General features: G+C 64.4%; 29 protein-coding genes and 3 pseudogenes. 18 read left to right on the plus strand and 14 right to left on the minus strand.

From position 1 onward, the window contains the following. The 3 genes from J2X36_RS20820 to J2X36_RS20830 form a co-directional block, all read left to right on the plus strand. Window positions 1-129 (plus strand): helix-turn-helix domain-containing protein (locus tag J2X36_RS20820; protein WP_310353472.1); only part of this gene is annotated, 129 nt, incomplete at its 5' end. Window positions 130-812: 683 nt separating this feature from the next. After that, window positions 813-1,082, plus strand: a complete 270-nt coding sequence (locus J2X36_RS20825; protein WP_310353332.1) for a hypothetical protein — start codon at window positions 813-815, stop codon at window positions 1,080-1,082. 250 nt (window positions 1,083-1,332) lie between these two features. Further along, window positions 1,333-2,058 (plus strand): DUF1223 domain-containing protein, encoded by a 726-nt coding sequence (locus tag J2X36_RS20830; RefSeq protein ID WP_310353334.1) that lies wholly within the window; start codon window positions 1,333-1,335, stop codon window positions 2,056-2,058. Between the two features lie 417 nt (window positions 2,059-2,475). Here the strand turns inward: J2X36_RS20830 and J2X36_RS20835 are convergent, their stop codons facing one another. Continuing rightward, window positions 2,476-2,583: an NAD(P)H-binding protein gene (locus tag J2X36_RS20835; protein WP_310353476.1), complete on the minus strand. Its 108-nt coding sequence runs from the start codon at window positions 2,581-2,583 to the stop codon at window positions 2,476-2,478. An 86-nt stretch (window positions 2,584-2,669) separates the two neighbouring features. Further along, window positions 2,670-3,065, minus strand: a pseudogene (locus J2X36_RS20840) (NAD(P)-dependent oxidoreductase); the annotation flags it as partial. 231 nt (window positions 3,066-3,296) lie between these two features. Here J2X36_RS20840 and J2X36_RS20845 point away from each other — a divergent pair. From J2X36_RS20845 to J2X36_RS20855, 4 genes and pseudogenes are all read left to right on the plus strand, one after another. Beyond that, the gene (locus J2X36_RS20845) at window positions 3,297-3,476 is read left to right on the plus strand and encodes a hypothetical protein (protein ID WP_310353337.1); all 180 of its coding nucleotides are present in this window, start codon (window positions 3,297-3,299) and stop codon (window positions 3,474-3,476) included. Between the two features lie 592 nt (window positions 3,477-4,068). Then, the gene (locus J2X36_RS20850) at window positions 4,069-6,033 is read left to right on the plus strand and encodes an alpha/beta hydrolase domain-containing protein (protein WP_310353340.1); all 1,965 of its coding nucleotides are present in this window, start codon (window positions 4,069-4,071) and stop codon (window positions 6,031-6,033) included. A gap of 94 nt (window positions 6,034-6,127) precedes the next feature. Further along, window positions 6,128-6,256 (plus strand): annotated as a pseudogene (locus J2X36_RS26920) (IS3 family transposase); the annotation flags it as partial. Continuing rightward, complete coding sequence (locus J2X36_RS20855; RefSeq protein ID WP_405029833.1) at window positions 6,223-6,402, plus strand: integrase core domain-containing protein; 180 nt, start codon at window positions 6,223-6,225, stop codon at window positions 6,400-6,402. The pseudogene J2X36_RS26920 and the gene J2X36_RS20855, both read left to right, overlap by 34 nt. A 113-nt stretch (window positions 6,403-6,515) precedes the next feature. Here the strand turns inward: J2X36_RS20855 and J2X36_RS20860 are convergent, their stop codons facing one another. The 5 genes from J2X36_RS20860 to J2X36_RS20880 all read right to left on the minus strand — a co-directional run bounded on the left by J2X36_RS20860 (window position 6,516) and on the right by J2X36_RS20880 (window position 10,657). After that, complete coding sequence (locus tag J2X36_RS20860) at window positions 6,516-7,634, minus strand: helix-turn-helix transcriptional regulator (protein ID WP_310353342.1); 1,119 nt, start codon at window positions 7,632-7,634, stop codon at window positions 6,516-6,518. Between the two features lie 752 nt (window positions 7,635-8,386). After that, window positions 8,387-8,527: a hypothetical protein gene (locus J2X36_RS20865; RefSeq protein ID WP_310353344.1), complete on the minus strand. Its 141-nt coding sequence runs from the start codon at window positions 8,525-8,527 to the stop codon at window positions 8,387-8,389. 292 nt (window positions 8,528-8,819) lie between these two features. Next, window positions 8,820-9,044: a hypothetical protein gene (locus J2X36_RS20870; RefSeq protein WP_310353347.1), complete on the minus strand. Its 225-nt coding sequence runs from the start codon at window positions 9,042-9,044 to the stop codon at window positions 8,820-8,822. 754 nt (window positions 9,045-9,798) lie between these two features. Beyond that, the gene (locus J2X36_RS20875) at window positions 9,799-10,008 is read right to left on the minus strand and encodes a cold-shock protein (RefSeq protein WP_132256119.1); all 210 of its coding nucleotides are present in this window, start codon (window positions 10,006-10,008) and stop codon (window positions 9,799-9,801) included. 307 nt (window positions 10,009-10,315) lie between these two features. Next, entirely contained in the window at window positions 10,316-10,657 is a 342-nt protein-coding gene (locus tag J2X36_RS20880) for a hypothetical protein (RefSeq protein ID WP_310353349.1), read from the minus strand. Between the two features lie 561 nt (window positions 10,658-11,218). On the opposite strand from J2X36_RS20880, the gene J2X36_RS20890 reads away from it, so the two are divergent. Beyond that, window positions 11,219-11,362: a hypothetical protein gene (locus J2X36_RS20890; RefSeq protein WP_310353354.1), complete on the plus strand. Its 144-nt coding sequence runs from the start codon at window positions 11,219-11,221 to the stop codon at window positions 11,360-11,362. Between the two features lie 74 nt (window positions 11,363-11,436). Here J2X36_RS20890 and J2X36_RS20895 read toward each other — a convergent pair whose 3' ends face one another. Both J2X36_RS20895 and J2X36_RS20900 read right to left on the minus strand, forming a co-directional pair. Continuing rightward, window positions 11,437-12,486, minus strand: a complete 1,050-nt coding sequence (locus tag J2X36_RS20895; RefSeq protein WP_310353356.1) for a patatin-like phospholipase family protein — start codon at window positions 12,484-12,486, stop codon at window positions 11,437-11,439. Between the two features lie 315 nt (window positions 12,487-12,801). After that, on the minus strand, window positions 12,802-13,038 hold the full coding sequence (locus J2X36_RS20900; RefSeq protein WP_310353359.1) for a hypothetical protein: 237 nt from the start codon (window positions 13,036-13,038) through the stop codon (window positions 12,802-12,804). A gap of 166 nt (window positions 13,039-13,204) precedes the next feature. Here J2X36_RS20900 and J2X36_RS20905 point away from each other — a divergent pair, with 166 nt between their 5' ends. Then, window positions 13,205-13,906 (plus strand): sigma-70 family RNA polymerase sigma factor, encoded by a 702-nt coding sequence (locus J2X36_RS20905; protein ID WP_310353361.1) that lies wholly within the window; start codon window positions 13,205-13,207, stop codon window positions 13,904-13,906. Window positions 13,907-14,022: 116 nt separating this feature from the next. Here J2X36_RS20905 and J2X36_RS20910 read toward each other — a convergent pair whose 3' ends face one another. After that, window positions 14,023-14,217: a hypothetical protein gene (locus J2X36_RS20910; protein WP_310353364.1), complete on the minus strand. Its 195-nt coding sequence runs from the start codon at window positions 14,215-14,217 to the stop codon at window positions 14,023-14,025. A gap of 479 nt (window positions 14,218-14,696) precedes the next feature. Between J2X36_RS20910 and J2X36_RS20915 the strand changes: the two genes are divergently transcribed. Together J2X36_RS20915 and J2X36_RS20920 are read left to right on the plus strand one after the other, a co-directional pair. Beyond that, window positions 14,697-15,146 (plus strand): hypothetical protein, encoded by a 450-nt coding sequence (locus J2X36_RS20915; protein WP_310353366.1) that lies wholly within the window; start codon window positions 14,697-14,699, stop codon window positions 15,144-15,146. Window positions 15,147-15,216: 70 nt separating this feature from the next. Then, complete coding sequence (locus J2X36_RS20920; protein WP_310353369.1) at window positions 15,217-15,426, plus strand: hypothetical protein; 210 nt, start codon at window positions 15,217-15,219, stop codon at window positions 15,424-15,426. Window positions 15,427-15,773: 347 nt separating this feature from the next. Here J2X36_RS20920 and J2X36_RS20925 read toward each other — a convergent pair whose 3' ends face one another. Then, window positions 15,774-16,466: a helix-turn-helix domain-containing protein gene (locus J2X36_RS20925; RefSeq protein ID WP_132256953.1), complete on the minus strand. Its 693-nt coding sequence runs from the start codon at window positions 16,464-16,466 to the stop codon at window positions 15,774-15,776. A 101-nt stretch (window positions 16,467-16,567) separates the two neighbouring features. On the opposite strand from J2X36_RS20925, the gene J2X36_RS20930 reads away from it, so the two are divergent. From J2X36_RS20930 to J2X36_RS20960, 7 genes are all read left to right on the plus strand, one after another. Continuing rightward, window positions 16,568-17,359 (plus strand): VOC family protein, encoded by a 792-nt coding sequence (locus tag J2X36_RS20930; RefSeq protein ID WP_132256955.1) that lies wholly within the window; start codon window positions 16,568-16,570, stop codon window positions 17,357-17,359. A 13-nt stretch (window positions 17,360-17,372) separates the two neighbouring features. Continuing rightward, a complete protein-coding gene (locus J2X36_RS20935; RefSeq protein WP_132256957.1) occupies window positions 17,373-17,909 on the plus strand; it encodes an SRPBCC domain-containing protein in 537 nt (178 codons plus the stop codon). A gap of 5 nt (window positions 17,910-17,914) precedes the next feature. Beyond that, the gene (locus J2X36_RS20940) at window positions 17,915-18,547 is read left to right on the plus strand and encodes a dihydrofolate reductase family protein (protein WP_310353376.1); all 633 of its coding nucleotides are present in this window, start codon (window positions 17,915-17,917) and stop codon (window positions 18,545-18,547) included. A 202-nt stretch (window positions 18,548-18,749) separates the two neighbouring features. Then, entirely contained in the window at window positions 18,750-19,133 is a 384-nt protein-coding gene (locus J2X36_RS20945) for a VOC family protein (protein ID WP_310353378.1), read from the plus strand. Window positions 19,134-20,231: 1,098 nt separating this feature from the next. Then, window positions 20,232-21,671 carry a chromosome partitioning protein ParA gene (locus J2X36_RS20950; RefSeq protein WP_310353381.1) on the plus strand — a complete coding sequence of 480 codons (1,440 nt, stop codon included), beginning with the start codon at window positions 20,232-20,234 and terminating at the stop codon, window positions 21,669-21,671. A 25-nt stretch (window positions 21,672-21,696) separates the two neighbouring features. Beyond that, the gene (locus tag J2X36_RS20955) at window positions 21,697-22,236 is read left to right on the plus strand and encodes a hypothetical protein (RefSeq protein WP_310353382.1); all 540 of its coding nucleotides are present in this window, start codon (window positions 21,697-21,699) and stop codon (window positions 22,234-22,236) included. Window positions 22,237-22,283: 47 nt separating this feature from the next. After that, window positions 22,284-22,754: a hypothetical protein gene (locus tag J2X36_RS20960; protein ID WP_310353385.1), complete on the plus strand. Its 471-nt coding sequence runs from the start codon at window positions 22,284-22,286 to the stop codon at window positions 22,752-22,754. Between the two features lie 181 nt (window positions 22,755-22,935). Here J2X36_RS20960 and J2X36_RS20965 read toward each other — a convergent pair whose 3' ends face one another. From J2X36_RS20965 to J2X36_RS20975, 3 genes and pseudogenes are all read right to left on the minus strand, one after another. Further along, window positions 22,936-23,601 (minus strand): DJ-1/PfpI family protein, encoded by a 666-nt coding sequence (locus J2X36_RS20965; protein WP_310353479.1) that lies wholly within the window; start codon window positions 23,599-23,601, stop codon window positions 22,936-22,938. Window positions 23,602-24,017: 416 nt separating this feature from the next. After that, window positions 24,018-24,376: pseudogene (locus J2X36_RS20970) on the minus strand (IS630 family transposase); the annotation flags it as partial. Window positions 24,377-24,576: 200 nt separating this feature from the next. Continuing rightward, window positions 24,577-24,819: a hypothetical protein gene (locus J2X36_RS20975; RefSeq protein WP_310353387.1), complete on the minus strand. Its 243-nt coding sequence runs from the start codon at window positions 24,817-24,819 to the stop codon at window positions 24,577-24,579. Window positions 24,820-24,916: the final 97 nt, after the last annotated feature.

Genomic DNA, 24,916 nt, shown 5'->3' on the forward strand with positions numbered 1-24,916 from the left:
GTCTTCATCTGCAAGCTGCGCAAGAAGCTCGCCAATGCCAGCCAGGGCAAGAACTACATCGAGACGGTCTGGGGCCGCGGCTACGTGCTGCGCGATGGCGTCGCTGAAGTGCAGAAACTCGCCAGCTGAATGCGGCGGCCTCGAGATCGCCTCTTACCGACGACTGACACCAACCTCCGCGATCCGGCCGGCATCATGGGCCGATGAGACTGGTCATGGCTTCTCTCGTGAGGCCTGAAGGTAGGCGCGGCGGCAGAGCAGTGCGTTGAGCGCCCAGGCCGACCGCGCTGCCAGGAGGCTCGCCGCGGCTAGCGCGGCCGTCCCAACCTCGCGTCGGCTCACCACGGCAACAGGGCCCCCGTGTCGATGCCACCGGCCCCTCGGCAAGCCCTTAGGCAGGTGCCGACTGCCGCCGCAGCAGGTTGCGGACGACACGGAAGGGAAGGAGCGGCAGCTTCAGAAGAGCTGTGATGGCCAGCACGGCGCGCACCGTGACGATCGCGATCATGGAATTTATCAACGGACGCCCTCGCATCGCGTGGCAGCTCGCTTGTGCCGCTGGACCGCCATCGGATGGAAGAGGAGCCCCGAACGCGGCGACACCGTGAAAGGAGCGAGCTTTGCCTGCGTGTGAGCCCCGGAGGTCGCTTACGGCCTTCCACGCGGGGCTTGAGGCGGTTCATCGCCGGCAGGAGGTGGCTCTCCTCGCGTGCGTAACGGCACCTCGATCGGGAAATCGCCGGCGAACCAGCCATCAGACGGGACGAGACAGCCTCCCTCCGGAGAGCGACCGTCACTGAAGGATGGATGCTATGACCAACCGCTTTGCTTCCCTTGCTGCCGCCGTTGCCCTGAGCTTCGGTGCGATTGCGGCTCCTGCACTTGCGCAGGCTGCGACGTTCAACGCCTGGGGGCACGAGTTCTCCGTGCCTGGATCGCGGGCAGCGGAGGTTCTGAGCACGCCTCAGAGCACCTACACCGCCGTGCAGTCGGGCTCGGTTGGCGAGCGAGGATACGGCGCCGCTTACCGCTATTCCGGCAGCCATGCGGGTGGCCCGGCCAATGGCCTGCCGCGCTACTGAACCTGCACTCATTTGCGAGAGACCGCCGACCAACCGGCGGTCTTTTGCTCTCCCGAAAGGCCGCTCGGCCATGCGCACGATGGCGCGAAGCCGGGCAAGGCGGTCAATCGCGGAGACCTCCCGGCTGCGTGTGCCTTCAACAACCGGAGGGCGGCAAACCTCCTCAGCAGCTTGTCGTAACCGTGACTCGCGTCTCACCGAACAACCTAGGTGCGTCCTACGCATCGGCTGTTCTCCGGGAGCCTCAATCATGCGGCACGCTGCAGTCTGCCTCTGTCCCCTAATGCTGGCGATCGGGCTCAGCTCTGCCGGAGCGGCGGAGCGGCCTGTCGTCGTCGAACTGTTCACCTCGCAGGGCTGCTCCTCCTGCCCTCCCGCAGAAGCGCTGCTCGGGCGACTCGCCCGCGAGGGTGCGAATGTTCTGCCACTCGCCTTCCACGTCACCTACTGGAACCACTTGAATTGGCGTGACGGCTACTCATTACCCGCGGCGACCGCGCGGCAGAATGCCTATGCCGCCCGCCTCGGTGGCTCGATCTACACACCCCAGGCGGTGATCGACGGCCGCGCTGATGTCGTCGGTTCGAATGAGGTTGCTGTTCGCGCAGCGATCGGCCGAGCGCTGACCTCGGCGCGGTCAGCGGTCGGCCTCAACCTCGGGCGTCAGGGTAGCAATCTGGTAGTGAGCGTGGACGCCGGCAGCGGCTCGGGAACCATCCTGCTGGTCGGGTTCGATCCAAGCCACACGACACGAATCGCGCGCGGCGAGAACGCCGGCCGCACGATTGAGCAAGCCAATATCGTTCGCTCCCTGCACGAGGTCGCTCAATACTCCGGTGCCGCTTTGAGGCTCACGACGCCCGTCCCGGCGGGCGAGAACGCCGCAATCCTTGTGCAGGCGGCCGACGGAACCATTCTCGGCGCGACCCAGCTCGGCACCCGCACTTCCTCGGTGCGGCCTCAGCAGGCTCAATGACACTCGGCCACCTGCCACACCTCTCGGCCGCACCAACTCTTCAAATCCCCGGATGAGGCCGAGGTCGGCTTCGTCGTCTCGGGCGTGCCGCGGCCTGCGCGCATGCGCTTGAGGCAGAAGCGACGGCCTAGGTCGAACCGATAACAAACCCGTGGGGTTAGATTGTCGCTGACGTGCGCGATCTGAGCGGCCTCTTGGCTGAGCTCTGCAAGGAGGTCGATGGCTGAGATGGTCCAGCCCTAGTCGCTGTCTCGATGCCGACGAAGAAGCGTGACCGCTACGTCGGAAATCGTGGTGTCTCGGCTGAACACGGCTCTCTTATGCGACCAGAACCACCGCCCTGAGCAGGTAGGTCGCATCATCAAGGTGCTCGACGATGAAGTCGGCGACGTCCGCGCGCGAGATCAACCCACCCCGCTAGGAGAACGGCTCGTCGAGTACCCGGTAACGGCCGGTCTTGGTGCCGCTCGTGAGCACGCCCGGTCGGACGAGCGTCCAGTCCAGCTCACTTCGGCGGATGCGCATCTCCTGGGCGTCCTTGTCGTCATAGATGCGGCCGAATACCGTTCGAAAGGGACACGCTGAAGGATGCTGATCGCGTCGCGGCTGTCGCCTGCCCCGAAACCGGTGATCGCCAGGAGACGACGGACACCGGCCTTCTCCATCGCGGGCACGAGAACGTTGGTCGCGTCCGAGAACAGGCGCACCGGATCAAACAGCTCTGTGACCGACACGCCGAGCGCCTGCACCACGGCGTCGATGCCGTCCAAGGCCGCCGCTACATCGCCCGAGTTCCGGGCGTCTCCGGCAAACCGCTCCAGTTCCGGTGCGGAAATGCCGAGGCTGGAGGCGGACCGCGCGAAGGCGCGTACGCGGTGCCCGGCCGCGAGAGCCGCCTTGACCGTCTCCAGACCGATGCCTCGGCTCGCACCGATGACGAGGATGTGAGCCATGAACGTTCCCTGCCTTCCGGCGCGAGAAGAGAGCAGGCACGGGCAACGCGCCATGTGGTCGCTTGGCCTATCGCCGACGTACGAGTTGAACGTGTTTGAGGCGTAAGAGGCCGCACAGGTCTTCTCGGGAAGGTGGGCGGCTGCGGCTTCTCCGCGGTGACATCTTGGGTAGTGAGCCTGCTGCTGGGCAGCCCGATGCGGATTGCGCCTGCGGCGGTGAGAGCTTCCGTCGCCGCGACCAAGCCGCACCTGTCACGTTGCCCGGAGCCTTACACAGGAGATCCCATGGCAACGACCTGCAAGCTCGCTCAAGCCCTGGCCGCCAAGGTGGGCGATCACGTCGAGATCGCCGTCGAGGCCGAGGACGGGACCAAGTTCAAGATCGTCGCCACCGCGGAGCAGTTGGAGGCACTCACAGGCGACCTGGAAACCATTCTCGACGCCGATGAGAGCGAGGCGGCTTAGGAGCGGCGCGTCCTAGCCGACGCTACGTGCGGGACGAGCCGCCCAGTTAGAGCTGGGCGGCTCGTCAGCCCGACCGAGGCTCAGCGCCATTCAGCCGATGCAAGCTCCCCATGCCCCTTCGGACATGCGGCCCAGAAACCATGCTTCACCAAAAGCACTGGGCTGCCTTTCTCGAAGCCATCGCGGTGTTTCGTCGTGGCAGAACCGTCATCCTCTGCCACGACGATTTTGCCCGACCTGTCAGCGGCCCGCGTCATCGCCCCGCACGGCACTTCGGTACATCGTTGTCCCGATCGCGCCCCATAATGCTTAGCCAGCGAATGGCCGCTTCAAAGAAGCTGCCTTGATCGGCTAAACGACCGGAATGGGCGCATCACGGTCGTTTGTTAGGTCAAGGCTCCGAGATGATGTGAGGCCGCCCCTGCCAACATCGAACAGGCATGAAACGCACAGGCTGGAGACATTGGCTCAGACCCGCGCATCGCCGAAGCCGAATGCAAAGCGGCCGGCAGAGAGCCCTATCGACATAGCGCAGTCGCCATGCTTGCTGAGGTGACCGGCCAATGACCACGAGCCGGATGGGGGGATCAGCATGCAGGCCGTTCGAGTTCTGGTCGCCGTACTCGGCTGCACGCTGATCCCTGCTTCCGCCAACGCGCGCATCACGGCCATCAACATCACCTCTGTCGAGCCGTTCGCTGGCGGTGCCGAGTGGGGCCACGCCGGAGCCTACGAGCGCGTGATAGGCACCGCTCGCGGCGAACTCGACCCGGCCGACCCTGCGAACGCCGGCATCATCGACATCACGCTGGCCCCTCGGAACGCTCGCGGGATGGTGGAATACAAGACCGACCTGTTCATCCTCCGCCCAAGCGACCCAGCGCGCGGCAGCGGTACTCTGCTGTTCGAAGTGCTGAACCGCGGCCGCAAGTTCCTGTTCAATTGGGTGCTCGACGCCCCAGCTCAGGCGGCGCAGGCCGTCAACGACCCGCGCAGCGCAGCGGACGCGGGAACCGGGCTTGTTCTTCGGCGTGGTGACACCATCGTGTGGTCTGGCTGGGAAGCGGATGCCCTGCGCGAACAGGGGGGCATGGCCATCGACGTGCCGGTTGCGAGCCGCGACGGTAAGCCGATCACGGAACTGGTGCGCGACGAACTGGTCAGCGCGACGCGTGGGCCGCCCGAGGCGCCATTCAACCTCACCTTCAAGCCTGCCAGCGACGCGAAGGCTGAAGCACAACTCAGCGTACGCCGCCGCGAGTCGGATCCGCCTCGCCCCGTACCGGCAGAGGTCTGGCACTACACCAACGCGCGCCAGATCGAACTTCTGCCCAACGGCAGCAAACCGCTTCCCGGTTCGCTCTACGAGTTCACCTACCGAGCCACCGAGCCGAAGGTGCTAGGCATCGGTTTTGCGGCCACACGTGACGTCGTTGCCTACCTTCGCGGTGACGCAGCCGGCGGGATCAATCCGGCAGGTGGCGTGATCCAGCATGCGGTCGCGCTCGGCATCTCCCAGAGCGGACGCTACCTGCGCGACTTCATCCGCCAGGGCTTCAACCGCGACGAGGCTGGCCGGCGCGTGTTCGACGGCATGCTGCTACACATCGCAGGCGTGGGAGGCGTCTTCCTCAATGCTCGCTTTGGACAGCCTTCACGGACGAACACGCAACACGAGGACCACCTCTACCCGGAGAACGCCTTCCCGTTCTCGTCGGCCCATCTGAACGACCCGGTTACGGGGCAAACAGGCGCGCTCCTGCGCGGCGACGGGTACGATCCACTGCTGATTGAGGTCAACACTGGCACCGAGTATTGGCAGAAGGGCGCCTCGATGCTGACGACGGATCCACTCGGGCGAACCAACGTGTCCCTACCCGACACCGCACGGGCCTTCCTGATCTCCAGCGCCTTCCATTACGGTCGCGCCGGGCTGACCTCGACCAAAGGGCCATGCGCCAATCTGCGCAGCACTTTCAACCCAGCACCTGCACTTCGTGCGCTTCTCGTCGCGCTCGAGGAATGGGTCATCGACGGCCGCGCGCCGCCAAACAGCCGTGTGCCGCGCCTGAGTGACGGAACCCTTGTTGAGGCAGCCAAGGTAGGTTTTCCCTACATCCCGAGCGTGCCGGTGCCCACAGCCCCGAATGCGATCGTCCGTTTTTCCACCTACGTCGATCCCCATCCCGAAGCCGGGCAGCAATACCGGCCTCTTGTACCGCGCGTAGACTCGGACGGGCACGACGTGGAGGGCATTCGGCTTCCAGCAGTTGCAGCACCGCGTGCGACGTTTACAGGGTGGAACCTCTATGCCGAGCCGTTTCCGGCAGGCGCCCTCTGCGACCGTGAGGGCAGTCAACTCCCGCTCGCGCGCAGCAAGGCCGAGCGTGACGCGAGCGGGGATCCGCGCCTGTCGCTCGAGGAGCGTTATTCGGATCATGCCGCGTACGTAGCGGCGGTGGCAAAGTCGGTCGACGCGCTCGTCACGGATCGATTGCTGCTGCGCGAGGATGGCGATCGCATTGTTGCCTCAACGCGAGAGACGGAGGGGCCATAGCATCGCAAAAGGCTATCGGCGGCCGATGTGACCTGACCGACTGGCTTTGGACCGGGCTGATTGCGAGGATCAGCCAGGACCAGAGGGGTCGGTGATGAGGAGAGGACAGAGGCCAAGTTCGGAGCAGGTCGTGCTGACGCTGCGCCAGATCGAGGTGCAGACAGCCCAAGTCAAGAGCGTCGCGGTTGCGTGCACAGAGGCGGGCGTCTGCGAGCAGAGCTATGCGACGAGTGCCTACGCCAAGAGATCTTCGACTTGCTCAATGAGGCGCAGGCCGTGATCGGCCGCTGGCAGAACACCCACAACGGCGTCCGGCCGCACTCGTCCTTGGGCTGCCGGCCGCCTTCGCCCGTCAGCCCTCCAGACTGAGCCTTCCGGCTACCCAGGGCCACTACCATGCAGTAGCCCCTTACTCAGCCCAGCCCAAAATACCGGTCAGGTCACCCGCAGCTCCAACAAATTCAAATCTACAACACATGCGTTTAGCGCTCGCGCAGAATGAACAGCTTGCCCATGAGCGCCGCAAGCTCGCTCTGGCGCGACACGCCCGTCTTCTCGAACACGCGCTTGAGCACCGTCCGCGCCGTCGGCAGTGCAATGCCGAGCGTCTCCGCAGCGTCAGCCGGAGCCACTCCCGCACCGACGAGGACTGCCAGCCGCGCCTCGCCGAGCGTCAGCTTGAAGGCGTCGCGTACCACCGCCGGGTCGAAGGGCCGCTCACGGGCTGGGTCCCCGACCAGTACAAGGGCGCTGGCTGTCTGCAGCGCAGGGACGTCGATCGATGAGGGCAGCGGCAGGATCTGCACGATGAGGCCGCGCTCTCCGTTCGGCACGATCAGCGGTTCATTCGCGCCGGAGCCTGTCACCGTGCCGCTCTCCACGGCCGCAAGCCGCGCCTGAAAGGCCTGCTGCGTGGCTCTGTCGTTCATGCGCAAACGGCCGCTCGATACAGCAAGCCCTGAGCCGAGCAGCCGATCGGCCGTGCGGTTTGCAAGCAGCACACGCTGGTCCGCCCCCAGCACCAGGACGCCGCAATCGATCCGGTCGAGCGCCGCCGCCAGCCCCACACGCTCAGCCTCGGCATCCATCAGGCGGATCGAGAGGCCAAGGGAGCGCTCAGCGTGGCGGCTGAGCGCCAGAAGCTGCTCCTGCAACGCATCGCAGAAGGGGGGCTTCTCCTTCACCCGCAGGACAGTGAGAATGACCTGGACAGCGGGCGAGGGTGACACTGGGACTGTCATGCCCCAACAGAGGCCATGCGGCAGCAAAAACTGCTGGTAGATCGGCAAGGTGGCGATCTCCTCTTCGGTGCAGAGCGTCTGATCGGCCTGCACGTCACGGTGCCCAGTTGCGATGGCGCGGAAGACCCGTTCAGCCCGCACGTCGAGGTGCTGCCAGCGTTGTTCGTATTCCTGCGCCATCACGACGAGAGTGGGCGAGACGATTGCGCCAAAACGCCCGTTGTCGTGCCGGTAGAGGAGCAGGGCACCGCGCGCGTCGAGCAGTTCGGCGATCGCCTGGAGAGTGTTCGGCCAGAGGCTGGGGGCCGCTGCGGCGGCGTAGATAGTCTCGACGGTGTCATTCCAGGCAGAGAAGTTCATCGTGCAGGGGCTCCGAGCGTAATCGTAGCACGATAATTTCTCGTATCTCAGGTGGGGTACGGCGCTTTGGCTGCACACAGTTACATTCTTGGCGGTGTGCAAGCATCAGTGCTTGGTCTGAACCTCCGAAATCTCGATCAGCCTCCTCTGCAGCGTCCTCCTCGCCGTTCTGCTTCTCGGGGCGAGCGCCACCGCGACCCTCACGCTCTCGCACGCGCCGGCTCAGGCTGGCTGCGACGGTGGCTGTAACTGAGAGCCGGCGCCATGATTCGCTTCCTGACCGCCTTCGTGCTCACCCTTGCTGTGCTCGGCCTGGGCGCCGCCGTCCTCACCCTGTCGCACACGCCCGCCCAAGCCGATTGCGGCTCCTGCGGCTAACCTGAGAGGATGCCGCAATGACCCGCTCCCTGATCGCGTCCGTCTTTACGCTGGCCCTCCTTCGGGCGGGCATGGCGGTCGTCACCGCTCCGACACCGGCACAAGCTTCCTGCGACGGCGGCTGCAACTAAGGAGAAGTGCGATGACCCGCCTGTTTCTGGCCGCCCCGCCCGCCCGGTGCTGGGCACCGGCACCCTCGCCCTGTCGCACGCCCCGGCCCAGGCCGGTAACGGCAAAGGCCGCAGCAGCGGGTGCTGAGCGCAGGCGCCTCGCATCAGCCGTGAGCTTGAGCCTCCCCTGTCAGGGCGGGGCTTTCGCTGTTTCATAGCCGCGTGGATCCCTGCTCTACGAGCGCCCTGCGGACTGGCGGAGCCCTATCGGAGGGCCACCTGGAAGGTGCCCTTATCGACCAAGTCGCACTCGTCGAGCACCGTCTTGGTGCGCCGGGAGTGTTCCTCGAAGGTCGGACGGATGGCCTGGATCAGGGTCCGCAGGGCGGAAGCCCAGTTCCCCAAACCGGCCTTCTCGGACGGCAGGGTCCAGGCCAGGGCTGGCCAACGAGCACCTGCGGTTTCTGGAAAGCCGACGCACCTGAGAGAGTGAGCCCGGCACGAATAAGAGCGCCCTTGCCCAGCATGGTTCCTGATCTCCGGCGTGCTCCGAGGCATACCGCGCCCGGGTTGAGATCGTGTGGCGTGGCTCTGCAGCGCCAGCCTCAATCCCGGCTATCTTGGACCGTCCGGGGCGGTTCCCGGATGTCAAGCTCAGCGGGGCCGGACGCTGCGTCCGGCGGCCGTGCTGTGAAGGCTACTCCATGGCTGAGGCGATGGATGCGCCTGCCTCGCCGGCGCTCTCCTGCTCCAAGACCTCTGCCGGAATGAGCGCAACCGCAAGGACCAGGAAGAGCACGAACGCGATAGCCGCCAAGACCTGCGTGACCCGTTCCGGATAGCGGCGGAACGTGTGGATCAGGGCACAGCCGAGCGTGAAGGCGGCGGCCTGTGCAACGATGGGGACGGGCGGTAGAGGCATCGGACAAGCAGACCCAAAGGGGCGCCGTTGCTGACGCGCCAAGTTCTTTTGGAGAAATGCCGCTCTCAAGACGTGCAGATGAGGAGATGCAATATGCCAGAGAGGCTGTGCATCATTCATCTGGCGTATGTGGGCGCTCACGGTTTCATGAGCGCCCGCCTCTCAGGTTAGCGCGAACGTGAAGCCGGCCTGAAGCAGAATCAGCAGGCCAACGGAATGAGAATTTTTCCGCCTCCTCAGTCGAGAGAAGCAAGCTGGATAATCTCTGGGTCAGAGATATCAATGAGGTTGGCCAGCTTCATGCCATGGCTCCTCATCTCTGCGTGCCCAAGCAGCATTGCTGCTGCGAATAAGCCCCAAAGAGCGGTGAAGACAATGGGTGGCCGAGCGCGGGGCATGGAATTCGCTCCTGGCTGGAGAGGAGCAAGTAGCCTAGTAGAGCGAAACAGTTCGCATCATCATCCAAATGAGGTACATCGCAAAGTATTTCGCATTCCAGGCTTGCTGTTGCAACAATACTCCTGCCCGACGGACGCAATGAAATCGACCCCAGCTCATCTGCGGTCGGCTAAGGCGCCTGCTCAGGGCCAGTGACGCTGCCCGGCGCGTAACGATCCCTTAACCGCTCGGGTCGACCGTATCGGTGCTCGCCGTGCCATCACCCCTCAACACGGCGATCGCCCCTGCCGGTCATATCTGCTCCGGCCGGCAGGGGATCCTGCTCCCCACAGCGATCCGCGGACACGGGCGCCGCTTACCCGACCTTCAGGTTCGCCGCGCTCTCCTTACCGGAGCGCCGGTCGGCCTCGACCTCGTAGGAGACCTTCTGGCCTTCGGCGAGGGTGCGCAGACCGGCCCGCTCAACGGCCGAGATGTGCACGAACACGTCCTTGCCGCCGTCGTCCGGCTGGATGAAGCCGTACCCCTTCGTTTCGTTGAACCACTTCACGGTGCCAGTGCTCATCGTGGGTACCTTAGCTGTCTCGGGCGAGCATATTTGGATGCCTCGGTAGCTTCGGCAAGCACGTCTCGCCCCTCAAAACGATATCGAGGCCGGTGGCCACGCTCTGCCTGTGATGAACGCCTCAGCGCGTTGGATAATCGGGCGCGTGGACCGGCGCTGTTAAGCTCTGATAAACCCATCGAGCGCCGCCTAGGGAGGCCACACGCGAGGCCCTCCATCATGGCGATTGTCATCCTCGACCCGACCACCGGGAAGCTCGTCACGATCCAGCCGCCGAAGCGCCGCTCCCCTGAGGACTGACTGCGGATCAAGGTTCTCCGGGGCGCCGGCGTGCACGCTTCTCCGCCGGGGCAGGCAGCTTAGCGAAGGCCTCCTCGCACATGCTGCCGAGGCTGCTGCGCATCACGCCCCGCGCCCACTCCCGGCGTCCCTCGTCCATCAGCTTGAGCGCCGCCTCTTGCGGTGTCTGCTCGGCGCAGGCCCGCATGACCTTCATCAACGGGTACTCGGCCTCGCGCCCGCAGGACTGCTTCGCCTGCAGAAACAGGCCGTACTTCTGAAACCGCGTCGGGCACTCGTCCGCCGCCGAGACTGGGGCGGCGGTAAGCAGGCCGGCTACGAGGGCGAGGCTGAGGCGAACGGGCAGCACCGATCGTCGGAGCTAGGTGCAGGTGCGCCGGTAGCGGCGGCAGTTGCCCGCTCCCTCTTCACCCAGCTCCTCTTTGTGCATGCAGGCGCGGCGCAACTCGCGGCACACCTCTCGTGAGGGTCCACGGCGGCGCTCCTCGTAGCCGCGGCGGCCATCGTCCACGCGCACGCCTCCGGGACCGATCGAGATACCTTGAGCGACGCTCGTACCAGGGATGGCGATGAGGGCGGCCAATGCAGCCGCGGCCAATGAAAGCTTACTCATAGAGGTACTCCTCCGGATCGGTGCGCCGGGCCCCTGCGCGTCAAGGCCCTAGGAACACGGAAGCAAACCAAACGGTTCACTGCGCCTGCAGCGTCGTAGCGGGTTCGTCTCGCCCGGTTTGTCTGCCGCGTCCGAGCCCTCGCATTCGTGAGTGATCTGCCTCCTCGGACGTGCTCCATCGATCGCCGGGCCGATCAGCCTCACGAGGATGGGATGCAGACCGCTGCGCTTGCCTACAACGTCTTCTGTCGCAAGCGGCAGCCAGCGCTTCGCTGCGCTGTACCGCTCGATCACCCGGTGCCCTCATTCGTCAGCGGCGAGACGTGGGATTTTGGCGGCACCGTTACGGGCGAGCAGGCACCCCCAGGCTTCAAGCCTGAGGCTGCGGACGAGGCCGTGCGACACACCGGCTACTACCTGTTCCACGCGCTCCAGGCGTAGCCGGCAAGTTCTTTGGGCTGAATGGCACCTTCGGTGTCGGGCACGCAGGGCTCCTGCAGCCCGGCCAGATCACCTTACCTACGGTGGTCTGCAATCTTGGGCCCGTGAAGGGCCACGTAGTTGAAGCGCCGGCGGTCGGTGCCTTGAGCCTCCAGCCGCTCCAGACCGCTGACGGCGTCGCGCGCGCCTGCTGCCCAACGGTCACGGATGGAGGACGGTGAGTAGTCGAAACTCTTGGCGGCGAGTTCGTGCGCGCCCGCTTGGTACACGAGGTGAAGAAGTGTCACGGTCGAACCATCCGGATCGAGCTTCTGCCGCAGATCATATTCGCGGGTGAGACCCGCCACCGAACGGCGTGCCGCGCTGGCGAAGATGAGATCGTTGGCTCGCTCCAGCACAGCATCGAGTGAGCGCGGACGCGGTGCCTGCAGGCTGAAGAGGTCCGTAGCGATGCAGAGAAGATCCCGCTCCGGCTCCGTGGCAAAAATGGCGTCGAGGGGAAGATTGTTCGTGAAGCCGGCGTCACAGAAGACGCGGCCATCCAACTCGACGGGTGGGAAGGCGGGCAGGATGGCCGTACTGGCCAGGATGTGCTCGGGCCGGATCGTCTGTCGAGCGGTGTCGAAGTAGACCTCCTCCCCGGTCTCGACATCGACGCAGCAGACCGTGAGGCGCGTATCACCTCGGTTCAGTCGCTCGAAGTCGACGAGGCGCTTCAGGGTGCCGAGAAGGGGCGCGTTGTCGAACAGAGCCACGTCGTTTGGCACCCACGGCAGGGCTGACCAGAAGCCAGGCAAGCGGTGCCGGTAGATGTTCGGCCGTCCCCAGACGAGCGCGAGGAAGGCGTGCAGACCGTTGTAGATCTGGCGGGGCTTCAGCATTTTGGTCGGGCTTAGGCCGGTGAACTGGGTCGCTTCGTCCCAGAACTGACGGAGCTTGGCGACCCGATCGTCAGGTGCGTTGCCCGCGACGATTGCGGCAGTCACCGCCCCGATGGAGGCGCCGACGACCCAGTGGGGGCGAAGACCTTGGTTGTGCAGAGCCTCGTAGGCTCCCGCATGGTAGGCGCCGAGGGCGTTCCCACCCGCGAAGACCCAGGCGAGGTTGCTCGTATTGGCTGGCATCTCCGATTCCCTGAAACATCGGGTCTGCGCTGCAACAGCGTTCGTCAAAACGCCCAGCCGCATACCCTCATCGCATGGCCCTGAAAACCTCCGCTGGGCTTCCCTGGATAGCAGTCTGCCTAAACCCCAATCGGAACATCGTCTTCGCTGAGACCTACGGAACGCTTGCTGCCGCGCAGAAGCGGATGGCCCAATACGTCGACGTGCTTGTTGAAGGTCCGCGCAACGGCCATGGGTTTGGGCTCTGGCAGGTGCAACCTACGTGCTCAGCTTCCGGAGCGAAACGTGGCGGCCCGGGTCTGGCAGAACAAGGCCCTACCGGAATGGTGGCCCGAGTGCTCTGAGCACCGCCCGTAGGTCCATGTCGGGCAGCTCTGCTTCCCACCGCACCAGCGGAGCGCCACAGACCACCATCGTCGCGCGCAGGTCCTCAACGCACCGCTCGGCCTCGGCAAGCGTCAGGAACCCGCAGCGCCAGTACACGGACCCGGACGCCGAAGCGGCCACGACGGCGAACCGCCCGTCCGCGTGGTCGACGATGCTGTAGGTCACTGTTCGCGCCATTCCCCAACCGAGCCGCCCTGCACAGGATGGGCGGAACGCGCGCACCTCAGGGAACGATCCTCTCGCATTTTTGAGTTATGCATTCACTGTACAGTCAGAGTGTGCAGCGTACCCTGGCGCGGTTCGCTCTGCGAAGGGACACAGGTTGAAGGTCATGCTGGTATCCGACGGGCTCGGAGTGGATCGGGCGGAGGTGCAGGACGCAACTGCGTCGGCCGCCCTACCTGCCGCGATCCTGGATCACCTCGGCTTTGAGCTGCAGGCGGCGTACGGCACGCTGATGCAGGCTCAGCTCCCGCAGCGCCTGCTCGATCTGATCGCGCAGCTCGACAGCGTGCCTGCTGTTAAGGGCGAGGACGCGAAGGCCTTCCGCGATGGTGTGGTCGAGGCGCTGCCCAGCCTGCGGACGTTCGCGCTGTCACTCGTCGCGAACGAGACACGCGCCGATGACCTCGTGCAGGAGACCGTACTGAAGGCGTGGGCGGCGCAGGGCCGCTTCATCCCGGGCACGAACCTGAAGGCGTGGCTGTTCACCATCCTGCGCAACCAGTTCTACAGCGAGTGCCGCAAGCGCAAGCGCGAGGTTGAGGACGCGGACGGCACCATAGCCGCCCAGATGATCGTGCCCGCCTCGCAGGAGCACGGCTCGGATCTGCGCACGATCTGGGGCCAGATCGCCAAGCTGCCGCCGTCCCAGCGCGAGGCGCTGCTGCTCGTGGGCGCGCAGGGCCTGACCTACGAGGCGGCGGCCGAGGTGATGGGATGTCAGACCGGAACCGTGAAGAGCCGGGTGAGCCGTGCGCGTTCGCTTCTGGCGAGCATGTTCGGAATGCCGGCAGTGCGGGCCTCCGCTTAGGGCCTGACTTCAGCCCAGCCTCTGGAGCTTCCTGACGCCCAGATCCTGTGCAGGGGCTGGCTGGCTCAGGTCCGCTCGTGCTCCTCGGAGGAAGCCTGCAGCGTGCTCTGGCCCGGCTATGCGGCGATGCCGAGGGGTTCCGAGGCCGGCACTGGAGCAGGGGCGGGCAAACCACGCTGGTAGATCAACGACACGGCATGCCAGAAGGCGGCTCCATCCCCCTCTGAGCGCTGAAGGCTTTTTTCGATCATGACGCGGGCCAGCTGCGCCAGGGCCTCAACCTCAGTCGGATCGACCTCTAAAGCGGCCATGATGCGCCTCGTGATGTTAATCCCAACAACATCAACGTGCGTCGCAGCATTCTGATCCGGCATGGCGGGCCGGGCGGCGCTCCATAGCGCCTACCCATGGAAGCTATGGAGCGTGCGGCTACTCCTCATCCACGTCATGCGCTTGCAGCCACTTCACAGCAGTGCGAAGCTGGCACGGCATGCGCCGGCCAGGCGGTGGAGGGCAGGTACTCTCGATGACCCGGGCTAGGGCATGAAGCTGCTGCTCATGCTGGGACTGAGCGTGGGCTGACCGAGGTAGCCATGGGTTCGTGAGCGACATGCGGCGAAGCCCTTTCGGTGTGACGATGAGACGGGCGATGCGGGTCATGGGGCACTAGGCCTCGTCGGCGCCTCGCGCGCGAGCCTCATCAGCAGGCGGTGCGCCTGAGAAGGGCCCGAAACGGTCCTGGGCCCTTCAGCGTTCCTGACGGTCGCGCACGACAGGGCAGGAGCGTGTCATGGCCAGTTGGCGGTCCATGGAGCGGGCGCCGCAGGACGGCCGGTGGATCGTCGCCATCAACCGGCACGAGCCCGACACACGCGCTGTGATCCGCTGGGACCCCGCGCGGTTCGGCGATGCCCGCCCTTGGCATGTTGCCTCCTGCCGGCACAGCTATCCGACCGATGCCTTCACGGACTGGCAGCCGTTTCCGGACTGCCCGCCCGTCGCTGAGGCTGACCAGTCAGCCACACAGGAGACGATGATGATGGCGGCGGACAGTGGGGCTCCCCTCGTTCTGCAGGTGGGACCCTGCGAGAACGATCCGGGCCGCTTTCGCTGGGCCATCCGCGACCGCGACCATGTGGTCCGGCAATCTTGCTACTCGCTGACCAGCGAAGACGAGGCGCGTACCGAAGGATTGACCGCTCTCCAAGAGGCAGTGGCCCTGTTGCGCGACACCTGCTGAGAGGTGGAAGCTGGCGGGATGCACGAGGGTGCCTGTCGCGCAGCTCGTATCATGAGGAGGTGACCACGTCATGGCTCCGATCAAGAAGCTGGCCCGTGTTCTCACCGACGAGGTTCATGGCGAGTTCCGCCTCACTCTGGAGGCGGAGGATGGTGCGACCTTCCAAGTCTCTGCAACCGAGCAGCAGATCGCAGATCTGATCGACGAGCTCGATGATCTTCTCGGCGATGATGCCGATGAGGATGAGGTGACGGAGCACAAGGAGATGGGCGACGAGTAGCACTCGCAGCCCATCTCACTTCGGAGCGCGGCAGCGCAGGCGGCGCTTCATAACACCCACTCGGCAGTTGATCGCTTCGAAATTATCATCGGGGGCAACTGGAGGGCTGAAATGGGCGCATAGCTGCCGACCGGGTTTGGCGGAAAGCCGCAGGTCCGTTTCAGAGAAGGTCCGCCAGAAAAGCTGACGGACACTGTACAACTGAATTCGGCAAGCCGACAATTTTCGGCCTTGCAGACGGAAGCGGCATGCACACTTCCGCGACGGTGCGATCTGGGCTGGGATCGCGCACCTCGCCCGGCACTCCGGAATGGCGCCGAATACCGACCCGGCCGCTAACACGCTCCTCAGCCTGTTTTGGCGGGCAGGGCGAAGAGATCAACGAAGGACTGTGCGAGTTCGGCCTCGCCAGCGTAGGCGAGCGTTCCGCCCGCACCGTCTCTGGCCAGAGGCGCCTTGCCATAGATCGTGCGGCGCATCGCCATCGTATCTCCGGTGAAGGCAAGGTCGGGTGCCTCCATGACACCACGGCTCACGCAGATATCACCGCCCGTCACTGTCGCAATAAAGTTCTCGCCGGGGAAATGAAAGGCGACTGAGACGGCCAGTTCCGCGGCGCGCTCTCGGTCTATCAGGGCCTGGAGCGACATCATGGCTGAAGCCGCCGACATGAACAGACTCGGATCATGCCGCGGCGAGCGAGCCGCCCAGCGACCCAGGTCACGCATCAACGGCGCAGCCTCACGGCCCCATTCCGTCAAGTCGTAGACCTGTACGTTGGCCGGCGACGGCAGCCGGAAGCGACGGACGATGCCAGCCTCCTCGAGGCTCTCCAGGCGCTGCGTCAGAACGTTGGCGCTGATGCCTGGAAGGTTTGCCCGAATCTCGCCGAAGCGGCGGGGGCCGAAAACCAGTTCGCGCATGATCAGCAGCGACCATCGCTCGCCGATGAACTCCAGGGCGAGCGCAGTGCCGCAAGCGTCGTCGTATCGACGCTCTCGCGACGCAGATGCCTCTATCGTTATTTTTTCGTACTGCATGGTTGCTTTGTATAACCGAGGCTGCCAGCTTAGGCAAAGCGGGGCCGTAAGGGGTGCTGCGACGCGGCCAACGCGCCTGTTGTCACGGAGGAATGCGCCTGATGCCAATCGTCGAGGGTAAACCCATCTGGTTCGAGTTGAACGCGGCCGACCCGGACGCGGCACAAGCCTTCTACGAGACTGTCGCCGGCTGGCGCATCGCACCTTCACCGATGCCAGAGCTTGGTGGCTACCGAGTCGCGGAGGCGGACGCGAAGGCGGTGGCGGGGATCCGGCGGTCGATACCGGAAGCTCCCGGTTTTCCCGGCTGGGCGGTCTACCTTGCGACCCGCGACGTCGACGCCACCGCCTCCCGGGTGGTGGATCTCGGCGGCCAGATCCGGTTCGGGCCTGTCGACATCCCCCATGTCGGCCGCTTCGCCATGGTCAGCGACCCGCAGGACGTGGTCTTCGCCCTGATGGATGCGACGAGCCCGGGCGAGAGCCGGGCATTTGGGCCGGTGCCCCTTGGGACGGAGCAAACCCTTGGCCACGGCGTATGGATCGAGCTCGCAACCCCCGACCCCGAGGCTGCCTTCGCGTTCTACGGAGCACTCTTCGGCTGGGAGAAGCTCGGGGCCATGCCGATGGGCGGGATGGGCGAGTACGCCTTCATCGGCCGGGGCGACCTGCGCCCTGGCGCGGTGATGTCGAGTGCAGCCACCGGCGCGCCGGCCCGATGGAATTGGTACGTCCATGTGCCCGATATCGATGCCGCGCTCGCGACGGTCTGCGAGAAGGGCGGCACGGTGCTCCAGGGGCCGGATCCAATCCCCGGCGGCAGCTACTCGGCCATCATCGCCGATTCGGCAGGCAACCGGCTGGGCCTTGCCGGCCAGCGCCAAGCGGCGTGAAGGGAGGCTCGCCATGACGAGCGAGAAGCTGATGAACGCAGGTAGGCAGAGTGACGCCACCGCCGGGAAGGCACGCACGACGGTGGAGAGGAGATCGGACAGGGAGCTCGCCGTCACGCAAACCGTCAACGGCCCAGCGCGGATCGTCTTCGACGCATGGTCCAGGCCGGAGCTTTTCCAGCGATGGTGGGCACCCAAATCCTGCGGCGTTTCTTTGATCTCGTTCGAGGCCGACATCCGCACGGGCGGCAGGTACCGTTTGCTGATGGGCCATCCGTCCTCCGAGCAGCCCATGGCGTTCTTCGGCCGGTACATCGAGGTGACGCCCCATGCCCGCCTCGTCTGGACCAACGACGAAGGGGGTGAGGACGGACCCGTCACCACGGTGATCTTCGAGGAAAAGGACGGCGCGACACACGTCGTCGTGCGCGAGTTCTATCCCTCGAAAGAAGCGCTCGACGACGCCCTGGCCTCTGGAAGCACGAGCGGGTGGGGCGAGCAGTTCGCGCAGCTGGACGACCTGATCGTCATGCTGGACGCAGAGGTCTAACGCCCATGGGCAAAGTGCGCGCGAGAGGTTTCGCGGTCTCCATCGACGGCTTCGGGGCCGGCCCGGATCAGAGCCTGGAGCACCCGATGGGCAAGGGCGGCCGGGAGCTGCACAAGTGGCTGTTCCCGACCCGGATCTTTCGATCGATGATCGGGCAAGATGGGGGGACCGACGATCGCTTCGCCAGCGCCGCGGCGGAAGGCTACGGCGCCTTCATCCTCGGCCGCAACATGTTCGGGCCGGCCGGCGACGATTGGGGCGGGCCCGACTGGAAGGGCTGGTGGGGCGACAATCCACCCTATCATGCGCCGACCTTCATCCTCACCCACCACCCCCGGGCGCCCATCGTGATGGAGGGCGGGACGACGTTCCATTTCGTCACTGGGGGAATCGAAGCAGCGCTCGCCCAGGCCAAGGCCGCCGCCGGCGATCTGGACGTCAAGATCGGCGGTGGTGTGTCGACGGTTCGCCAGTATCTGCTTGCGGGCGCGATCGACGAATTGCACTTGGCGGTGTCGCCCATTGTTCTGGGCCGGGGCGAGCACCTGTTTGCGGGTATCGATCTGCTGGGCCTCGGCTATCGGGTGACGGAAACGGTCCCAACGGAGCTTGCGACCCACATCGTGCTGACGCGCTGACTGCCGGAATCGAACCCGGCACGGCCTCAGCGTCCGAAGCCGACCCCGATACGGTATTTAGAAACACACGCTGCCGGCGAAGGCCCGGGTGGGTGTGGGAAGCCGACGTATGCTGGAAGGCGAGGTTCTGGCCGGATCGCGGCCTTATGCGCGTTCAGCCCCGTAAAGACCGGTCAACATACAAGCGAAGGGAATAGCTGAGATGAAGGTAACTGTTTCCATCGACGTCCCGTCGATCGAAGAGGGCCTGAAGTTTTTTGGCGGTGTCTTTGGTTTCGTCGAGACATCCCGGCCTCATGCCGGCTACGCCATGTTGACCTCGGGCGATGTGACGATCGGGCTTCTCGCGAAACCTGCCGGATCATCACCGGCGCCAGGAAGCAACGACCTTCGCCGGTATGAGCGCCATTGGACACCCGTTCACGTCGATTTTCGTGTCGATGACTTCGAGGAGACGCTCGAACGCGCCTTGGCCAACGGCGCAAGGTCAGAACAGGTCCACCGCGTGCCGGGCTTTCCACCCGTTGCGTTCTGCAGCGATCCTTTCGGGCATGGGTTCTGCATTGTTGGCGTGAACAAGCTCTAGAGACCCAGTCGATCAATTCAAAGCACCGATGGCGTTGCGCGAAGCTCGGTCAGGAGGTCTTCGATAGCGCGCAAGGCCCGTTGCAAATCGAATTCTGCCTCCTGCTTGTAGTCCAATCTGTGCCGAAGTCCGCTTCCGAGAGGCTGGCAAAGGCCGCTGAATGGCCGAGATGGGCGCATAGCAGCCGGCTGGGTTCGGCCGTATGCAGTCCGCCCGCTTTCTGCATCAGAACCGCGGAAGCAGACGTTCTTTGCCCATCCGACGCGAGCATTGCTTCTTCTATTCTATCGACTGGGCCCAACTCCCGGCAGCGGTCCGCTTCCGACGTGCCGGAGGCTGCTGCGAGCGCTGCAGGAGGCAGCACGAGCAGCGTGTGCCACATCTCAGCGACATCCTACGATGCTCTGGCTGGCCCAAACAGCTGGCACAGCCTCGCTGGGTTGCGCCTCCCAACGCTGGTCATGGAGAGATCACCCTGCAGAGTTCGCACGAAAATTGCGGGGCGATAATTAGGGGTGCCGTCGCATTGCCAAAGCTACAGCCTCTCTATCCATTCGGTCTAAAATCCCGCTCAGATCAACCGCTCCCAGCAATCATCAGTCATAGGCACGATTGAGATTGAACGGATTGATAGCGGACGCTCGCAAACGATGCTACGCCTCGTGATCAGCCAATCCGCATCCACATTTAGCTGCACAGGATAAGAGTTATTTTTGTGTTATTCAATGGTCTGCGATCAACATACTTTCGATATAACGGCGCACGATATTGACCGTTATGTAAAATTATCCAGAATTGTTATTATATTTATTGAGATCAGCAGAATCTTGCCTCGAGAGATCTGACACGGGCCTCAGAGGAGTTTTTTCTGCGGTTGACCACATGAATATGCGCGAGCCGGACGGACTCGCTGACAATTTCTCGTATGATAACCGTCGGTTGAAAACCATAAGCCGATGGAAACAAGCGGCTTGGAGACGCTGGATGCCTTGGTCGCCGTTCCGAACTGGCTTGTTTTCTGGCAGCCGAGCCAGCGGGCGGAACGAGATAGATTCCCAACAGCCGCATGTGCTGGGGCTGCAGCAGAAGGCAGCACCGATGAGCAGCGCAGACAAAAGGCCTGCTCAAATGAATGCTCCGGCGCCGCGTGATCCGCTCGATGCGATTGGGCAGCGCGGCGAAGTGGTCCGTATGCGAATCGGGGAGATGATCGAACGTCTCGAAGACCTGAAGACGCTTCAGGATGATTTCTCTGCCGTACTGGAACCACTCGTTGCTATCTCGGACGAGCTGCCGCGCGCGACCATGCGATTGGCCGAGGTCGAGGCCCTGTTCGCCAAAGAGCAGCAAAGTGCGCTTTCCGCGCGGCGCGAGGCGAGCGACCTGACCGTAAAAACCTCCGCTTTGACAAGCGATCTTGCAGCGATGACCACAGAGGTCGCTCGCCTAGAGTCCGGCATCCACAGCCGCGACATCGAACTCGAGCAACTGCGCGTTATCGCCCGTGACAAGGGTCTCGCCGCGGAGAATTTCGAGCGCCAGCTCGCTGCCGAGGCGGAACAGACAAAGGCGCTCTCCGGAGAGAACAAGGCTCTTCGGCTCGAAGCCCAGGCCGTTGATCAGGCGCTGTCGCGGTCTGAGCATGATCTCGCCGAGGCCCGCGAGCGTCTTGCAATCGCCGACCAGGACAATCGTCGCCTTCAGCTGCTGTGTGAGGAACAGGAGGCGCGCCTAGCCGACACGGCGGCGCGGTACGGCGCGCTGAGAGGGGAGGCAGACAGTGAGCGGGAGCGGCTGCTTGCTCTGGAAGTGGACCTCGCTTCTGAGCTCGCGGCCCGCCAGAAGGACGATGCGCAGCACGAGGCGGAGATCGGTGCCTCGCGCACGGAGCGCGCTAGCCTGACGATGAAGCTCGAGGCGGCCGCGAACCGGGCCGCGACGACAGAGCAGCTTCTTGCGCAGCTCCGTGGCCAGCTCCGGGAGAAGGATGAGGCGCTCCGAGTTGCGGAGCGGATCGCCAAGGAAGCAGCCATCGAGCGGTCAACCTCGGATCGTCGGGTTGACGCGATGCAAGCTGATCTCACCCGTCAGACCGAGCGGCTTCTCGAAGCACAGCGGCTCCGGTCCGAGTTGGATAATCGTTGCGACATGCTCACCAAGGCGCTGGCGGCCAAGGACGGCGCGATTGAACAGGCAACGTCGCGCGCTGCCATGCTGTCCGAGCGCATCGACCAGCATAGCCGGCGTCGCGAAGCGGAGGTCCATGAGCTTGAGACCGCCAACCGCCGTCTTATGGAGGATCTGCAGTCTGAGCGCTCCGAGCGAGCATTGGCGCAGGGAGCACTCGACATCGCCCGTGAAAGTCGGATCGCGCTGCAGAAGCAATGCGAAGCGCTCAAACGGAATGCTCGAAATGTCCGTGACATCGAAGAGGTTGAGCCGCTGCCGGCTCCGCAATTCACTGCCACCAAGTCCAGCAGTGATTTAGAAGCAGAAAGCAATGTTCGCCCATTTATGGCGTCCGAACGAACAAGCTAGCGCCTGAAGTCAGAAGTTTTCGAAGATGATGCGTATGGAGGGGTGGATGGCAGATCAGGCTCTTAAGGATTCGAACTCATCTGTTGCCTCAACCCTGCTGATGCGAGGCCTCATGGGCGAGGGATTGAAATCCGTGACCCAGGAGGCTGCCGCAAACTCAGCGTCCGCAACGCAACCTCGCAGCGTGCCCGAACCTCAAACGAATCCCGTCCCCGCCCGGGATTGGTCGTCCGCGCTCGATCTGATCCAGGAAGCGACGGAGGCTATCAGCATCAGCGAGGAGCGTGCCGCTGATCTGGAAGCGCAGTTGCAGCAGGTGACCACAAACGCGAACGAGGAGATCCGCCAACTCAATGCTAAGGTTGCAGCAGCTGAGCGGCGTGCGCACAAAGCCGAAGAACGGGCGCGTTCAGCGGAAGCACGAGCGAGCGAGGCGGAGACTTGGCTCGTGCGCATGCACGACGCCGTCCTGAATGGGTTTGGGCGCAAATCGCGCGGGGCGTCGCGGCGACCCGAGACCAACGGTCGAGACCCTTCCGAGAGCGAAAGGCCGCCTGTCTCCTGACGCGCAAAGTCCCGTGCCAAATGAGTTCGCGTACACCGAACCCGCCGATGGTAATTGAAGAGATCTCGGCAACCCCGTTTGGTGCCGGAGAACCTTGCGGAGCCGCTCAACCGCTGGTCGGTCCTGCCGCTACGTTGCAGCTCATTGAGGAGGCCATCGAGAGATGTCGTTTCGTCGAAGATGAAGCTGACCTCATTTCCGAACGCGCTCAGAAGTTGATCTGGCACACGCAGGTTGAGCGAGCCCGCCTTCAAGGTGAAATAAAAAATCTTCGGTCGGCATTGGCTCGAGAGCAGGAGAACGCTTCACTGGCTTGGGACAGGCTTGAAGAGGTGGAACAGCGGGCAAATTTGGCAGTTCATCGAGCAGAAGAGTCGGAACGGAGGGCCGATGATCTAACTCGGTTCTGTGTTCTGCTCATCGATGCCATAGAGCCGCTGCTCGACAAAGAAGCGCTGGGGTCCGACGAAAAGGCCACACTCTTGGCGTTCCTTCACGTCGTGGACCAGAGAGCGTAAGGGTGGTGGAGCCCGCGCGGCGGAGATGACGCCTGAAAGGCGGCCTGAAATTGCGCGGGAGGCTGCGGTGCCTGCGTCTGGAAAAGATGGTGGTGCCGTTTCCGCTCAGGTCGGTCAGATCACCAACTTCTACATCGAAGCCATTGTGACCGGCTTGAGTTCAGTTGAGAGGTGATCCGGATCACTTCCGCAGGCGAGTGGTCTCGGCTGCCGCTCGGGCTTCGGTAACGAGGCCGCGGAGGATTGCCATGGCTTCGCGCGTGATTGCCGGACCAGCTAAGGCTGGACTGCCTGCCTCAAACGGTGGGTGCGGCGCATATTCCGCAACCAGCTGTGCTGTTTGCGCGTAATTTTCGCCTCGCAGTTGAGCCGACAGGGCGAGGGCGAAATCGATGCCCGCTGAGATGCCGGCCGATGTGGCGCGGTTTCGGTCGAACACGACGCGCTGATCGACCGGCGTTGCCCCAAGGAGGGGGAGCACGGTGTCACGCACGCACCAGTGCGAGGTGGCGCGGTAACCCACCAGCAGCCCGGCGGCACCGAGGATCAACGATCCGGTGCAAACGCTCGTGATCCAGCGCGCTCGACTCGCCCGATCTCGCAGGAAGGCCAGTGTCGTAGCATCGCGCATCTGGGTAGGGGAGCCGTCGCCACCGGGCACGAACAGCACATCGAGGTCGGTGGGACAGTCGGCAAAGCTCGTCGTGGCAAGCAGGCTGACGCCCGTATCGCTCGGAACGGGCCCCGGCGTCTGCGCCACAAGGTAGAGGCTATCCGGAGCGAGGCCCGCCAAAAGTGCCTGCGGCCCGATCACATCGAGGGCCGTCATGCCCGGATAGAGCAGCATGGCGATGCGCACCGGCTGGTCTGCCACGGTCTGGCGGGATGCGTTGATCCCCCAAGCTGACCGCGTCGCCAGGAGGCTCGCTGCGGCGAGCCCAGCTGCGCCTATCTCGCGTCGGCTCACCAAGGCGGGTGTGATCCCGGGCTCATGCGTCTGGCCCTTAGTCCGCCCTCAGGCGGGTGCTGACCGTCGCCGCATCAGGTTGCGGACGGCTCGGAAGGGGAGAAGTGGTAGCTTGAGAAGAGCCGTGATCGCGAGCACGGCCAGAACGGTAAAGGCTGCGGCCAGAGAATTTATCAATGGACACTTTCATTTAACGGGGGCAGCCCGCGAAAGGCGCGGGGCTGTCATCGATTGGGATGAGGCGCCCGGAACGCGGCGAGACTGTGAAGATGCGCAAGCTTTGCCTGTGGAAACGCGGCCGTCCAGGTCTCATCGAGGAACACGAGGCGGGCTGCCCCTCGAACCAGGCCTCGCGCGCCGCCTTCATGTACCGCCGGTCCTGCTCCGTGGCGTCAGCTGTCTGTGTCGTAGGTCAGGCCGCGCGCGTCGAGGAAGCTCCACAGCGTGGCCAGTCCGACCGTGAGGCCGCGCTCTGCCAGCAGCCGGGCGCGCATCTCCTCCAGGGTGATGTCGTCCTTCGCGTCGATCAGGGCCCACAGGAACGAAGCGTGCGGCTCGAGCTTGGAGCGGCGTGTCCGCCCCTGCGGACGAGGGCGACCGTTCCGGTGGTCGTGAGCGCGGCCATCAAGAGGATCGCCGTACCGGCAGCGTTGCCGGGGGCCATCGTATGGTGAGACGGTTAGAACCGCGCAGCCTCTGGGTTGCGGGGTTTCTCTTGCAGCGCTCCAACTGCGTGAGGGCGGCAGCCGCCCGACCGGCCGTAGGGACAACAGGCGTGCGCTCCTGAACCAACATCTACGTCTGCAACATGGGCAGCAAATTCAACCACAGTGCGAACACGATTTGCGCCGCTAACTACTCGTTAAGCAAAGGCTCTGACGATGTATTTCGTTCGTCGGCGTCGATCCGGCGAGGGAGATGCTCCGTCAGGCCGAGCGAACGCTTGATCCGCTCATGGACCGGGTGACCCTCGTCGAAGGCTACGATGCGGCGACCTGCCTGCTGACGCTGCACTTCCTCGACGCGGCGGCACGGGAGGACACGGTCCGCGGAATCCATCGGCGCCTCAAGCCGGGCGCTCCATTCGTGGCGGCGCACGGTAGTTTCCCGCAACGGGATAGGATCCGTTCGCGCTGGCTCGCGCGCTACGAGGCATTCGCGGTCGCATCGGGGCCGACCCCGAGCAGGCGACACG

This window comes from Methylobacterium sp. BE186, assembly GCF_031457035.1.
GTDB classification, from domain to species: domain Bacteria; phylum Pseudomonadota; class Alphaproteobacteria; order Rhizobiales; family Beijerinckiaceae; genus Methylobacterium; species Methylobacterium segetis.

Bases quoted from the DNA above. Each gene is read 5' to 3' on its own strand.
- J2X36_RS20825 (WP_310353332.1), top strand. From the start codon at position 813: ATGACCAACCGCTTTGCTTCCCTTGCTGCCGCCGTTGCCCTGAGCTTC.
- J2X36_RS20830 (WP_310353334.1), top strand. From the start codon at position 1,333: ATGCGGCACGCTGCAGTCTGCCTCTGTCCCCTAATGCTGGCGATCGGG.
- J2X36_RS20835 (WP_310353476.1), bottom strand. From the start codon at position 2,583: ATGCGCATCCGCCGAAGTGAGCTGGACTGGACGCTCGTCCGACCGGGC.
- J2X36_RS20845 (WP_310353337.1), top strand. From the start codon at position 3,297: ATGGCAACGACCTGCAAGCTCGCTCAAGCCCTGGCCGCCAAGGTGGGC.
- J2X36_RS20850 (WP_310353340.1), top strand. From the start codon at position 4,069: ATGCAGGCCGTTCGAGTTCTGGTCGCCGTACTCGGCTGCACGCTGATC.
- J2X36_RS20860 (WP_310353342.1), bottom strand. From the start codon at position 7,634: ATGAACTTCTCTGCCTGGAATGACACCGTCGAGACTATCTACGCCGCC.
- J2X36_RS20870 (WP_310353347.1), bottom strand. From the start codon at position 9,044: ATGCCTCTACCGCCCGTCCCCATCGTTGCACAGGCCGCCGCCTTCACG.
- J2X36_RS20875 (WP_132256119.1), bottom strand. From the start codon at position 10,008: ATGAGCACTGGCACCGTGAAGTGGTTCAACGAAACGAAGGGGTACGGC.
- J2X36_RS20895 (WP_310353356.1), bottom strand. From the start codon at position 12,486: ATGCCAGCCAATACGAGCAACCTCGCCTGGGTCTTCGCGGGTGGGAAC.
- J2X36_RS20905 (WP_310353361.1), top strand. From the start codon at position 13,205: ATGCTGGTATCCGACGGGCTCGGAGTGGATCGGGCGGAGGTGCAGGAC.
- J2X36_RS20910 (WP_310353364.1), bottom strand. From the start codon at position 14,217: ATGGCCGCTTTAGAGGTCGATCCGACTGAGGTTGAGGCCCTGGCGCAG.
- J2X36_RS20915 (WP_310353366.1), top strand. From the start codon at position 14,697: ATGGCCAGTTGGCGGTCCATGGAGCGGGCGCCGCAGGACGGCCGGTGG.
- J2X36_RS20920 (WP_310353369.1), top strand. From the start codon at position 15,217: ATGGCTCCGATCAAGAAGCTGGCCCGTGTTCTCACCGACGAGGTTCAT.
- J2X36_RS20925 (WP_132256953.1), bottom strand. From the start codon at position 16,466: ATGCAGTACGAAAAAATAACGATAGAGGCATCTGCGTCGCGAGAGCGT.
- J2X36_RS20930 (WP_132256955.1), top strand. From the start codon at position 16,568: ATGCCAATCGTCGAGGGTAAACCCATCTGGTTCGAGTTGAACGCGGCC.
- J2X36_RS20935 (WP_132256957.1), top strand. From the start codon at position 17,373: ATGACGAGCGAGAAGCTGATGAACGCAGGTAGGCAGAGTGACGCCACC.
- J2X36_RS20940 (WP_310353376.1), top strand. From the start codon at position 17,915: ATGGGCAAAGTGCGCGCGAGAGGTTTCGCGGTCTCCATCGACGGCTTC.
- J2X36_RS20945 (WP_310353378.1), top strand. From the start codon at position 18,750: ATGAAGGTAACTGTTTCCATCGACGTCCCGTCGATCGAAGAGGGCCTG.
- J2X36_RS20950 (WP_310353381.1), top strand. From the start codon at position 20,232: ATGAGCAGCGCAGACAAAAGGCCTGCTCAAATGAATGCTCCGGCGCCG.
- J2X36_RS20955 (WP_310353382.1), top strand. From the start codon at position 21,697: ATGATGCGTATGGAGGGGTGGATGGCAGATCAGGCTCTTAAGGATTCG.
- J2X36_RS20960 (WP_310353385.1), top strand. From the start codon at position 22,284: ATGGTAATTGAAGAGATCTCGGCAACCCCGTTTGGTGCCGGAGAACCT.
- J2X36_RS20965 (WP_310353479.1), bottom strand. From the start codon at position 23,601: ATGCTGCTCTATCCGGGCATGACGGCCCTCGATGTGATCGGGCCGCAG.